Source organism: Flavobacterium sp. GQ95 (genome assembly GCF_059758655.1).
The window spans coordinates 380,496-394,162 of sequence record NZ_JCAXEB010000004.1; the positions used below are offsets into that span (position 1 = coordinate 380,496).

Sequence of the window (13,667 nt, forward strand, 5' to 3'; positions counted from 1 at the left end):
TTGTTAGCTAAAAAAATATGGCTGATTTTTGAACCTATTCTTAAAAAGAGAAGATAATTAAACCAATTTGATTTCCCGAGACGAGTTACTAATGAACTGGACTCTGTGTACAAGGACAATTACTGATACCTCTAAGGAAGTCAAATCCGATTGTGACTAAATGAGTCCCTGAATTATAAGCTCCTATTTGACTTAATGATATTAAATATGAATAACCAAAATAAAAGTTAGACTTTTTGAATCCGACCATCGGCCCTATCATTGAGGGACGAAACATTTGATCGTTTAGAAAACGGTACGAAATTCCCATCCAATAATAATCATCATAATTATTATACTGACGGTATTTAAAATTTAAATCTGTACTGGCACGCCTATCATACGCAAATCTCTGATAATAGAGCGAAGGTTCATATTCAATCCGGTTTCTTTGGTTTCCTTTAAAAACATATCCCACAAGCACTTGATAATTACGCAGTACCAAAGGTTCTTGTCCATATAAATCATCCACATTCTTATTTAGAATATTATCTAGATTTAAACTTAGATAAAACTCTTTATTTCGATATAAAACACCAACACCAAAATTGTTATTAGTAATAGATCTATTATTGGTTACAGCCGGATCTAATTCTATAGGAATTTCTGCTCCAGTTCCGGAATTAAAATCGTTAATATTAATTTTAAAGTTATTTAAATTATAAGAAACACCAAATGATAAGTACTCTTTAGAATAATAATCCAGGATCAAATGATGAGCAAACGATAATTTAGCTCCGGTTTGTCTGGTATTTCCATTACTATCATTAAAAAATGAAATACCAACCCCTGAACGATCTAAAATTCTAAAATCAGCATATAAAGACTGATTATCTGGTGCATCTTTTATTCCTACCCATTGTGTTAATCCATTTGCTCTAATTCGCAAGTTATCACCAATTCCGGCAAAAGTTGGAGATATAACAAATGGATTATCTGCTAAATATTGGGTAAAGACCGGCAAGTTCAATTCCTGACTATAACAACCAGTAATAACCAATAACAGAAACGATAATATAATTGTTTTCATTGTAGTGTATATAGACCCAATATCTTTTTTCTAGATTATCTGTAAAGTGTAAAATGCCCTATAAAATCTCTGTCGTCTTGAAGGTCATTTAGTTTTAAAATGTACCAATAATCTCCTGATACCAATTCTTTTCCTTGATATTTTCCATCCCATTTTTGTCCCAGTCTGTATCCTGCAATCATTCGACCGTATCGATCAAAAATGGTATAGGTTAAATCTTTATAAATATTGGTATTATCAGGTCCCCATTCATCATTAATACCGTCTCCGTTTGGAGTAAAATAGTTAGAGATACTGATATCTACATATGTAAAATATTTAGAAGCAGTGGCGGTGCATCCATACTTATCGATAACGGTAATAGTATATGTCCCTGATTTATAAATATTGAATTTATTAGTTGTATTATAAGATGTATCATTGATTTTATATTGATATTCACCTTCACCACCGATAGCCATACATACAATTTCATTTAACTCCCCATCGGATAAAGCTAAGGTTAGAGGCTGTATGTCTTTTATCATAAAAGGAGTGGTAGACTGAATACACCCATTTGTATGTCTGACTTTTACCGTATGAACACCTGCGCTAATGTTTCTAAAAATATTCTTAGCTTGATAGGAACTACCGTCTAAAGAATAATCAAAATCATAGTAATCCGTATTACTTGAATCAATTTTAATTGTAACAGTGTTTGTTACTCCATTATTTCCACATTCATAACTTAGCTCAGCAATTGGATTAATGATAACTGCATTTGGTAAAGTAACTTCAATCTCGGCACTACAACCTTGAGCGTCTATAATGTAAATCATATGTAATCCAGCTGAAAGATTTTCAAACACACTCACTGATCCCATAATTTCTTCGTACTTAGCGTCCTCATTATCAATACTTACATTATATGGTGTAGTACCTCCTGTAATTTCGATCGCGAATGAACCATCTTTATTTCCCATACAAGTCTCGGAAAGTACACTTCCTGCAACAAGAGAAAGATTTAGTTTTGGAGTAACAAATAAGTTTAATATTTGATTTGCTGAACACCCATCATTAACTTTTGTAATTTTATGAGAAACAGAATATTCAATGCCATTTGCAGGCCAAATATACTTTTCTCCAGAACAAATTGTCATATTCGTTATAACATCTGATGGTTTAGGAACCATGGTTAAGTTCAATATCTGGTCTGCTGTACAGCCGTTATTAACGATTTTTAGCCCCGCTTGAGAACTATTATATTCTATACCATTTGCCGACCATCTATATTTTTCTCCAGAGCAGATTGTCATATTCGTTATAACATCTGAAGGTTTAGGAGTTACGGTAAGGTTCAGTATCTGGTCTGCTGTACAGCCGTTATTAACGATTTTTAGCCCCGCTTGGGAAGTATTATATTCTATACCATTTGCCGACCATCTATATTTCTCTCCAGAACAGATTGTCACATTGGTTATAACATCTGAAGGCTTAGGAGTTACGGTAAGGCTTAATATCTGGTCTGCTGTACAGCCATTATTAACGATTTTTAGCCCCGCTTGAGAACTATTATATTCTATACCATTTGCCGACCATCTATATTTCTCTCCAGAGCAGATTGTCATATTGGTTATAACATCTGAAGGTTTAGGAGTTACGGTAAGGTTCAGTATCTGGTCTGCTGTACAGCCGTCATTAACGATTTTTAGCCCCGCTTGGGAAGTATTATATTCTATACTATTTGCCGACCATCTATATTTCTCCCCAGAGCAGATTGTCATATTGGTTATAACATCTGATGGTTTAGGAGTTACGGTAAGGTTCAATATCTGGTCTGCTGTACAACCGTCATTAACGATTTTTAGCCCCGCTTGAGAAGCATTATATTCTATACCATTTGCAGGCCAAATATACTTTTCTCCAGAACAAATTGTCATATTGGTTATAACATCTGAAGGTTTAGGAGTTACGGTAAGGTCCAGTATCTGGTCTGCTGTACAGCCGTCATTAACGATTTTTAGCCCCGCTTGGGAAGTATTAAATTCTATACCATTTGCCGACCATCTATATTTCTCCCCAGAGCAGATTGTCATATTGGTTATAACATCTGATGGTTTAGGAGTTACGGTAAGGTTCAATATCTGGTCTGCTGTACAACCGTCGTTACTAAATCTCAAACCAGTCTGAGAAACAGAATATTCTATACCGTTTTCTGACCACCTGTATTTCTCTCCAGAACATATTGTCACATTGGTTATAACATCCGTAGGTTTAGGGATTACCGTCAGGTTCAATATCTGGTCTGCTGTACAGCCGTCATTAAAGATTTTTATCCCCGTCTGAGAAGTAGAATATTCTGTATTGTTTGCAAGCCACATATATTTCTCCCCAGAGCAGATTGTAGTAGTAGTTATGACATCTGAAGGTTTAGAAGTTACGGTAAGGTTCAATATCTGGTCTGCTGTACAACCGTCATTAACGATTTTTAGCCCCGCTTGAGAAGCATTATATTCTATACCATTTGCAGGCCAAATATACTTTTCTCCAGAACAAATTGTCATATTGGTTATAACATCTGAAGGTTTAGGAGTTACGGTAAGGTTCAGTATCTGGTCTGCTGTACAGCCGTCATTAATGATTTTTAGCCCCGCTTGGGAAGTATTATATTCTATACCATTTGCCGACCATCTATATTTCTCCCCAGAGCAGATTGTCATATTGGTTATAACATCTGATGGTTTAGGAGTTACGGTAAGGTTCAATATCTGGTCTGCTGTACAACCGTCGTTACTAAATCTCAAACCAGTCTGAGAAACAGAATATTCTATACCGTTTTCTGACCACCTGTATTTCTCTCCAGAACATATTGTCACATTGGTTATAACATCCGTAGGTTTAGGGATTACCGTCAGGTTCAATATCTGGTCTGCCGTACAGCCGTCATTAAAGATTTTTATCCCCGCCTGAGAAGTAGAATATTCTGTATTGTTTGCGAGCCACATATATTTCTCCCCAGAGCAGATTGTAGTAGCAGTCATGACATCGGCGGGTTTACGCCTTACTATCAGGTTCAATATCTCATTTGCTGTACATCCGTCATTAACAAATTCTAGTCCAGTCTGAGAAGCAGAATATTCTATGCCATTTGCAGGCCATATATATTTCTCCCCATAACAGATTGTTTCATTGGTAACATGAGCAATAGGCCTCATGACAATAGGTGTATATGTTATTCTAGAAACATTAGATGTCTTACCATATGTATCATTAAAAGTATATTCTATGAAAAATGAGTCTTCTACAGAGTTATTCAGTGGAACAAATGCAACCTTACCATTAATGGAATCATAAGTAAATATTCCTTTATTTTCTACACTTTTGGATGTTTGAATTCCTGGTAGAGATGGATCTAAATCAATAGATAATCTATTGATTGTACCATACATATTTACATCTCCAACATCGTTAGCGGTGATATCAACGCTTACAGTTCGACCTGCACATCCTGTTAAGGAATCAGGATTAGATATAGGGTTATTAAGTGTTGATGAATCGACAGAAATGGCTAAATTTCTTATTTCATGAAAAGTAGCAGAGCTACCTGTCGCCGAAGTTATTGCAAATTTCAAGTTTGGAGGAGCAGGGGTTGTATATTCAAAATTGCTGATTACTTGAGTTTTAACATTTCCATGAGTAATAAATACATCAATAAAAAAACCTCCATTTGAGCGTGGTCTTAATACAATTTCAACTTTTCTAAATCTAATATTAGTTTCGTCTGTTGCATTTCGAGCATTAATAGCAAGTGGAAAAGGAGGTGATAAATCAGTAGTTTTAATGCTCGTTAAATAAGGATAGCCTATATTTCCATCCCCTGCTCCTCTTAATGCTATACTTGGTTCGGGTTCAGAATCGATCTCAGTTACCCCCCCCTCTCTTCCTTCGTCATTGGTCGAAAAATTAGGACTAAGTCCTATTCCTAAATATCCTTTTGAAAAACCTTTTAAACCACTCCCCTGTGCATATCCTAAACTACCTCCATATGCCCCGACAGTTATCGGAGAGGCTGTTGCGTCAAACAAAACAAAAGCGATACCATGGCCCGCAGTTCCGGAATAATATTCAAAAGATACTTTCATACCATATGCTGCTGGAAAGCTATAGTTATCGGACCACACAACCCCTTTTTGATATTGTTCAGCTGCTGTCAATCGTAAATAGCCTGAGCCATCAACATCGGTAAAACCATCTTTCAACCCTGCACCACCAGTTAAAAAAGCCGATGGTTCACCGCCGAATCTTATCGCAGGAGCAGTAGAATTTTTAAAACTTTCGAAAAAAGGAAATTGTGCCCTAATTTGAAAGGTAACAAAAAATAAAAAAGTAAAAAAAAATAATTTTATGCAATTAACTTTTTTAGAAATGATATTTGGCACTTTTTTAATATATAATTTTAATAATAACTTCATAGTGCATGTAAATGGCATAATACCTTTAAAAAGTATTGGTTCAGTTTTATGTCTTTAATTACCTCTAATAACTAAATAAAATAAATCTTAAAATTTATTTAGACGCAAATAAACGCCTTAAAATGACAGGTTGTAAAAATCAGACCCACACACATATACATGTGTAATACATTTTTTTTTAATTCATTAGCAACTAACTACTTAAACATCAACCATCAAGATTGTGAGTGGAAATTTATCTTTCATTTTTATGAAGTGAAGAAGGTTTTTCTCCCTGTCTTTATGTTAAAGAAAAACTTTCTTTAAGAAATCTTGTCAAATTTTCTTAAAGTTTTATAATTTGAGGTATTTATCCAAGAGCTCTCAGCTATTTTAAGTGTTTTTTCCTATGTCTTTTATGTTGTTTTCGGCTTGTTGAAAGAAATACTATTGAACATCTTATAGATTCTGAGTTTACCTGCCCTTAGAAAATGGCACAATATGGTATAAAACGTTACATTAAAATCAGTAAAAAAATCAAGTTTATTTTACATCCATCCCTATTTTAACATGTGTGGATACTTGTGTAGACCTTTTTAGTAAGTCCCGTGGTTTATTGTTTAATTTTATTACATCAATATTTAGAGTAAGTGAATTTTGAAGTGGAAATATTCAAATTCTTTACGTTTTTTTGAACTTAAGATACCCGAAAGGGCATCTTTTTAGTAATATAAATTAAACTTCACAATAGCACGTTGAACATAATAACCCGCTATAACTAAAACTTTCATTTTTATTAATAGGCATATTAGCAATTTATTCAAACTAAGCATTCTAAACCCAATTTATGATGGACTAATTGACATTTGTTTTGATTCGATATAAGATTTTAACAGCTTTTTCTCCAGTACAAATTACCTTGAAAAAGCAAATGCAGATAAAGGTAATTTCATCACATTAAATACTGTTGTCGCACTAGTAAGTCATGAAACGGGAGTTATAGACTAATTTAAAACTGGTATATTAATTAAAAGCTTTTTAAAAGTTGCAAAGTCCAAAGGAAAACAGACCTTTGGACTTTTAGTTTTAGAAAATATCGTATAAATTTTAAATTCCACAGGTTTTGGTAGATCCATTAAAAGATAGCTAATTTGTCATATAGATGTAAAAAAACGCCCAAAATGGGCGTCTTAACCAAAATAATAAAAATTTGAAATCTCTCGTAATGAATAAATCCAAGACGGTGTGCAAACGTATATTTCAAAAGCCAGAGCAAAAATAGGCCAAGAATAATTAGTTTAAAAATAGAACACTACGCAAATCTACACGTGTAAGTGGGTTGTTTTTAACTTGCGCTGTGTGAAAAGCTTATGCTGATATTTGAATATAATATGTGATTAAAAAGAGGATTTTATTTTTAAGCTAATTTTAAAGGTATATGTCCTAATTAAGCCCTATTTTCGGATTTACAAAATCGTCCCAAATACAAAACCAACTTCCATTAATCTAATTAACCAAATCCGTTGTACTAGCTGTTTGGCGCAGATTATTATACTAGGAAAAGACAAATGCGACAAATTCAAAATGATAGGATAAGAAAAGCTTGGGAGTATATGTATGTTAATAATGATAAAGAAACTAAAAAAACTTATGAAAAAGGCATATGTAAACTCAGTTGAAAGTAAATGACGGATGAAAACGTGTAACTTACACACTTTTTAGGATAGTGTCAAATATCATATAGGTCTATTTGAACCCTATACTTATTATCTGTCATTTTATCAGAATTTATTTTTTTTAAATCTGTAGGTACTGCTCCAATTTGTTGAAATAATGCTAATAAATCAAGTTGTCCATATTCTTCTGTAATCTGATTATTAACAAGACGATAAAAATTAGTAGCTTGTACTTTAATGCAATCTCCAGTTGGAGGAACTCCAAAAAAAGTTCCATGTACCAGTCATAAAAAGATATTCTTACTTAGAATGTATAAGTATATCCAACATAAGGGAAATTTTTAAACATCTTTGCTTGGTCTAGATAAAAGACGCCATTACTCAAAGAGGTGTTAATGAGAAACGGCGCTGATCTTCCTATCAAATTAGTAACACCGAAATGTAATTTAGCACAGTTACCAGAGCGAAATATTTTGCTTTTTACAAAGCCAATATCCATATTATAATTATCGGGCAACCGGTAATTATAAGGTATTTGAAGATCATTACTTTCATTTGTGGCTAGTGGATAGCTATCTTTTTTATCATTATAAATAAAAGAATCCGGTGCGGAGATCAGCATACCTGAACTATAATTAAAAATCCCCGAAATTTCCCATTTCGAACTAATATTCCAGGTAATTGCGCCACTTATTTTATTTGTTATATCGTTTGGAGAGCGAAATGGATTACCATTATTTACTGCCCTGAATTGCATCATTGATCGACCAAGAGTATAGGAAATCTGTATATCCACTTTTTTAAGACGTTTGGAAAATTCGAGTTCAAAACCTTTAGAATTGCTATTTCCAATTAAAACAGGTTCCATTTCACTATCATTTAAGCTATTATAGCTGGGTTCGTACATCAAAACATTGTAAAGATTTTTTTTGAATAATTGTAGTTTGACATTTCCCAAGTTACCTAAAGTTGTTTCGTATCCTAATTCATAAATAATTGCTTTTTCTGGCGGCATCTGATCCGTGCTTGGCATGCGAAAATCCGAGGGAAGAGCGTATACATTTGAAACAATCTGATGATAAAACTGCTCCATTGCAGAATACGATAAAAAAAAACTATTGAAAATATTTGGTTGATAAACAAGACTGGTTCGGGGCTGAAAAGAATGGTAGGTTTTATTTTGAGTTATAAATACTCCATAGTGCAAACCTGCTTTGATACTAAATTTATTCGAAAGTTTTATATCGTTATCAACATAAGCTTTCAGATGTGCAACCTTTGTTAATTTGTCATTATCTATATTTTTATCAGAAAAACGCGTCAAATTACCTCCTAAACCTGCCGTGGTACTTAGCAATTGTGACCAATAATAACTCAAATTATTTTCAACACCAAGATCTGTAATACTAAAACTTCTTGTTCCTTCATTATATTCATTCGCAAACTGGTTATTATAGTTACTTAACAAAAGAAAGGAATTATGGAAGAGCTTAGGGCTGTGTACTTTATTCCAACGCAGAGAAAGGGTTCTGTTATTCCATGTTAATTGTGGTGATGTGTCAAAGATCTTCACATTTATTAGATCACCGCCTGTATATGCGCCAAGGTAGATCCTACTTGACGAATCAACAATATAATTAACCTTAAAATATGCGTCATAGAGCCGATATTTTAAATCTACATTTGGATCAGCCAATCTAAACAAACCATCAATCCAGCTTCGTCTTGCGCTGACCATAAAGGATACTTTGTCTTTTATGATAGGGCCTTCAATCATGGCAGTACCGGTTAATGTGCCAATATTCATCACTCCATGGTATTCTCGCATGTCTCCGTCTTTTGTTTTGATATCAATAACTGAAGATAGTCTGCCTTCGTAACGAGCAGGAAAGCCGCCCTTAAAAAAATTTATCTGCGTAATGGCCGCCGTGTCGAAAATTGATAATAATCCAGTAAAATGATTATAGTTATAAATGGGTACCTGATCTAATAAAACCAGATTCTGGTCACTTGTTCCTCCTCTTACATTTAAACGGGAGCCATTCACGCCTGCTTTGAGTGTTAGGAGTTTAAGCGGATCTGATTGCCCCATTAAAAATGGAAGAGAGTTAATCGATCGTGTGCTTAATACATTATAATTCTTATTGAAAGTATTTTTAGAGACTTTAACTTCTACTGGAGCAAGTAATAATCCCATTTTAAGGTTAAAATTTTTTTTAATTGTATTGTTTACCAATAACGTATCTATTTGAGAAGCATAGCCTGTATAACTTACCTGTATAATGTGTGCTTTTTTAGGCAATTCAACGGTATAGTACCCGTAATCATTGCAATAAACAGCAATATCTGAATTTAAAACCCGTATCATTGCACTCGGAAGAGCCTCTTTACTTTCACCTGCATATACAAAACCGCTCAAGGTAAATTGATGAGTAGCTTTTGGAACATTATAAATAATAATCTTGTTATTTGTTTCAAGAAACGTTACCGGTTCTTGGATAAAAAGCAAATCTAAAAGTGTTCTTAACTTATAGACCCCTTTTTTGATTATTATCATTTTTTCAAGATTTAGTTTGTTATTACTTAATGATAAATTTACACCTTGGGATATAATAGTAGATAGGAAGGCGCCAATACTATCATGTTCTATTTCAACCTTGATGTTTTTTTCCATCAGATCTATTTTTTGTGCCCGCGCAGATCCATTGTAAAAAACAAGTATAATAAAAGACATAATTGCTACCCAGTTTTTCATAACATTTTATCAATAACAAGATATTTCTTTTACATAAATGACATTATTTTTTTGAATATAATTTAATCCAAATAATAAATGGAATTCTTCCAGTACTTCTCTCATTGATTCTTTCTTAAAATTGGTAGTTATTCTGCATGATTTGGGTATATTGCCAATCACATGTATTTTAATATGATAGCATTTTTCAAGGTCTTCAAATACTTTTTGAAGTGGTGTGTTCTTAAAAGAAAGTTGCTTTGTTTTCCACGAAAGTAAATTTTTATCATCATATTTTTTTTTAATTAATTTGTTGTCACTGAAGTAAACGGCTTGTTTTTTTTCCAAAAAAACAACAGATTTTTTGGTAGAGGATCTAACGGATACTTTTCCTTTAAGTACGGCCACCAATTTTTCCTTTCCGGTAGTTCGGACAACAAAAGACGTTCCTAAAACATTTACCGACAAGCTACCTGTATTGACAGTAAAGGGTCGGCCTGCATCATGTTTTACTTCAAAGAGTGCTTCCCCATTTAACCTGACGATACGTCTTCCCCAAAAAAAATTTTTATACACAATACTTGAGTGTTCGTTGAGTGTAACTAAAGAACCATCACTTAGTTTGATATTTTTTACCTGTGCATTAGCCGTTTTAATAATTATTTCTGTATTATCATAAAAAAAGACCAAAGTTGCTGCTAATATCAATATTGCAACTGAAGATACGTATGCATATCTTTTGTATAACTGAAATATAGTGGGCTTTACAGGCAATAAATTTGGTACGATGTTTCTCCAGGCCATATCAACAGCAAATAATTGAGGTCGGTCTAATTGTTGGCTTTCTGCAAAAAAAACTTTCAGAGAAATATACTCCTCCTTATTATTTTTTACCCAGGTCAGCACAATAGACTCTTCATCAGGTGTCGTTTCGCCAGAAAAATGTCTAGCCAATAATGCATTGATATTTTGATTATCCATTTTTATCACTTTTAAATAAAAAACAAATTCCTTCAGATCTCTTATAATATTGTAATTAAATCACCAACTAAAACAATTAAAACAGGATGATGTTTAATAAATTTACGTATATGTTTTATAGCCTTACCCATCTGATTTTCAACTGTTTTTATCGATATCTCTAACTTTTTGGCAATTTGCTTATAACTTAAGTTTTCAATCCGGCTGAGTTTAAAAATTTCAAGACACTTTGGCGGAATTCCCTTAAATGCATTTTCAATAAGCCCATCAATATCATTTGATGGCTCGATCTCATAAATTTCATCAGTAATATCAATACTTATTTTGTCAATATCAAGCATATAGATTCTTTTTCTGAAAAAAGATATGCACTTATTCTTAACGGCAACGTAAATATAGTATTTCAGACCATTATCTGTAAGAAGATCTTTTTTGGTTTCCCATATTTTTATCATGATTTCCTGCACTATATCTTCACTCTGGTCCCTATCATGAAGATACTTAAATGCATAATTGCAAAGGGGCTCGTAAAGCTCATAAAATAACTGTTTAAAGTGTTTTTGATCTTCATCCATTATAACACGTTATAAAATAAATATTGAAATACAAACTAAAAAAAATAATCAAAAAAAGCTGGACCAATTCATATTTGAATATAAGAACAAATGACTGAATAATATTACTTAAATGAATTATTCAGCCATTTAAAAAAGATTCTAAGACCTCCTGAGAGTCTTTAGTTTTATCAATTGCTTTGGCTCTAAAACATATAGTTTAGTCCAATACTGCCCAATCCCATAGATCCGTATCCTACTTCTGCAAATGCACCAAATTTGTTACCTACTCGTATGCCTATAGGATTGACCTGGAAAGCAAAACCTACATTGATATCTTGATAGTGAGCCTTATTTTCTAATGTTTGTGAATAGCTATGCATAATAACACCTGCGGAAGCTCTACCATAAAAATCTAGCCAAGGCGTTTTTACATAGGAAAACGTTACCGTTGGCATTGCAATAAAATAGTGGCTAGTCTTTTTTCCGATAATTTTTTTATTCTTGTCCATAAAATCAGTTTGTTCTTGTTGATATCCAATATCACCACCTAGCCTTATTCGTTCAGCTATTTGATATTTATAACCCAATCCAATATTTCCAAAAGATTTTGATTCTGAACTGTTTTTTTGCCCTAGAATAGCAGACGATAATGCAGATGAAAAACCATCTACAATGGATATTGGTATGCCATCACTATAGTTTACATGTATTTCGTGCTTATAGGTTTCTTGTGCTTTTACAGTAATTTTACTGAATGTTATTAGAATTGCACATAAAATGATTGTTTTTTTCATCTTTGTAATTAATTTTTAGTTATTAAATATTTAAAGTTTGCTGTGTCTTCTGCACTGCCATATACTTAAATACGCTAAAAATTGAAATACCCCTATAAACTTTTTTTAAATCTTATATTTTCTTTCAACTAATCTAGCTAATACAATTATTTTAATTCAGCCAACTTCTAAATAAAAAACTTTCTTAGAATTAATTTTCAATCAAAATAATTTCAAAATAAAAAGTAGCATAATTAAAATTTAGTGATGCTACTTTTTACTTATGCAATATTACCAGTATTTCTTTGGTATCAACAAGAATGGAATATGATTTTCAGGTAGATGTCCTGACGATATGCTACCAGGAATACTATTTAGATGTCCGTGTGGGTAAAACATGTTATGAGCTTTGTAATTTATTTCAAATTCAACATTTCCACTGGAATTATAAAAATGTTCTGATATTGGTTTGCCGTTTGGAGCTTTATTCATATACTGAATTTGGTGTCACTGTTCCAGTATTTGGCTTAATAGTTCCATAATCTTTTTTATTAAACCCTTCAATTTTACGAATATCTACATACCCATTATCAACATTAATATTATTCGATAAATTACCTTCGGTTGTCGGGGCTGTTGTCGTTTGGCAGAGTTCGCAATTTTAAGATCTGTTTTGGCCTCAATTTTCGCCCTCCTTTGGATTCTACCAGCCCAGCAGTGCTGTTTAATATTACAGCCTGTACAGAGATTCTGGGAGTGTTTCCTGACCTGAAAGTCTTACCGTTTATATTTTGCTGAGATTCCGTTTGTTATTCCTCTTTGTTAATGATGCAATAGCAATTCCAGCAATAAACTCTTTTCCCGATATTATAGGATCGACAAAGGCAGCATTATTTGCCATATTTAAAAACATGGAAGAATATATCGTACCCACGCCGGTCCCGAATGCTCCGGCAGCAAAACCTCCTGCTCCTGCGGCCAGTCCAAAAACAGCTTCACATGTAACTGTTGCATTTGATCAAAAACAGGCATGCTAAAAATTTGAGACTTTATGTTCTGGTCGGCTTTCGAATCAAAACGTTTAGTTAAAACGCAATTTCAATTGAAAACTTCTAATAAATTTTGCACTTCGCTCCGAGAACCCAAAAACTTTATTAGCAATGCTGTTTTATTTAAACGACTTATAGATTTCCCAATTTTCATCGTTTTTGTTATATCTTGTTAATTCGTATTTCGGATATTTAGCTTTTAATTTTTCTAGTCTTAAATTAATTCTTCCACATTTTGTGAGTATAAAACAAATTCTCTAAATCATTTAATTCTGGTTCGTTTTCAATATTTGGTAATCCATTTTGATCAGGAAATAGTAGTTTAAATGCGATTCCACAGCTCAGAGAATAGTTTTTATTTCCTGATATTTTTTCTTATCCTTTATTTTTTCTTATTA

8 protein-coding genes are annotated in these 13,667 nt (G+C 32.9%); 1 reads left to right on the plus strand and 7 read right to left on the minus strand.

Annotated elements, in window-relative coordinates:
* Positions 1-88 precede the first annotated feature (88 nt).
* From AC6CH4_RS11120 to AC6CH4_RS11150, 7 genes are all read right to left on the minus strand, one after another.
* Positions 89-1,069, minus strand: coding sequence for a PorP/SprF family type IX secretion system membrane protein (locus tag AC6CH4_RS11120; RefSeq protein WP_498102923.1), 981 nt, complete (start codon positions 1,067-1,069; stop codon positions 89-91).
* 35 nt (positions 1,070-1,104) lie between these two features.
* Entirely contained in the window at positions 1,105-5,520 is a 4,416-nt protein-coding gene (locus tag AC6CH4_RS11125; protein WP_498102925.1) for a T9SS type B sorting domain-containing protein, read from the minus strand.
* Positions 5,521-7,228: 1,708 nt separating this feature from the next.
* On the minus strand, positions 7,229-7,459 hold the full coding sequence (locus AC6CH4_RS11130; protein WP_498102977.1) for an ester cyclase: 231 nt from the start codon (positions 7,457-7,459) through the stop codon (positions 7,229-7,231).
* A 20-nt stretch (positions 7,460-7,479) separates the two neighbouring features.
* Positions 7,480-9,930: a TonB-dependent receptor gene (locus tag AC6CH4_RS11135; protein WP_498102927.1), complete on the minus strand. Its 2,451-nt coding sequence runs from the start codon at positions 9,928-9,930 to the stop codon at positions 7,480-7,482.
* A 9-nt stretch (positions 9,931-9,939) separates the two neighbouring features.
* Positions 9,940-10,890: a FecR family protein gene (locus AC6CH4_RS11140; RefSeq protein WP_498102929.1), complete on the minus strand. Its 951-nt coding sequence runs from the start codon at positions 10,888-10,890 to the stop codon at positions 9,940-9,942.
* A gap of 41 nt (positions 10,891-10,931) precedes the next feature.
* Positions 10,932-11,465, minus strand: a complete 534-nt coding sequence (locus tag AC6CH4_RS11145) for an RNA polymerase sigma-70 factor (protein ID WP_498102931.1) — start codon at positions 11,463-11,465, stop codon at positions 10,932-10,934.
* A gap of 185 nt (positions 11,466-11,650) precedes the next feature.
* Positions 11,651-12,241, minus strand: coding sequence for a hypothetical protein (locus AC6CH4_RS11150; protein ID WP_498102933.1), 591 nt, complete (start codon positions 12,239-12,241; stop codon positions 11,651-11,653).
* 785 nt (positions 12,242-13,026) lie between these two features.
* Between AC6CH4_RS11150 and AC6CH4_RS11155 the strand changes: the two genes are divergently transcribed.
* Positions 13,027-13,257, plus strand: coding sequence for a hypothetical protein (locus AC6CH4_RS11155; RefSeq protein WP_498102935.1), 231 nt, complete (start codon positions 13,027-13,029; stop codon positions 13,255-13,257).
* Positions 13,258-13,667: the final 410 nt, after the last annotated feature.

Bases quoted from the DNA above. Each gene is read 5' to 3' on its own strand.
- AC6CH4_RS11145 (WP_498102931.1), bottom strand. From the start codon at position 11,465: ATGGATGAAGATCAAAAACACTTTAAACAGTTATTTTATGAGCTTTAC.
- AC6CH4_RS11120 (WP_498102923.1), bottom strand. From the start codon at position 1,069: ATGAAAACAATTATATTATCGTTTCTGTTATTGGTTATTACTGGTTGT.
- AC6CH4_RS11150 (WP_498102933.1), bottom strand. From the start codon at position 12,241: ATGAAAAAAACAATCATTTTATGTGCAATTCTAATAACATTCAGTAAA.
- AC6CH4_RS11125 (WP_498102925.1), bottom strand. From the start codon at position 5,520: ATGAAGTTATTATTAAAATTATATATTAAAAAAGTGCCAAATATCATT.
- AC6CH4_RS11140 (WP_498102929.1), bottom strand. From the start codon at position 10,890: ATGGATAATCAAAATATCAATGCATTATTGGCTAGACATTTTTCTGGC.
- AC6CH4_RS11135 (WP_498102927.1), bottom strand. From the start codon at position 9,930: ATGAAAAACTGGGTAGCAATTATGTCTTTTATTATACTTGTTTTTTAC.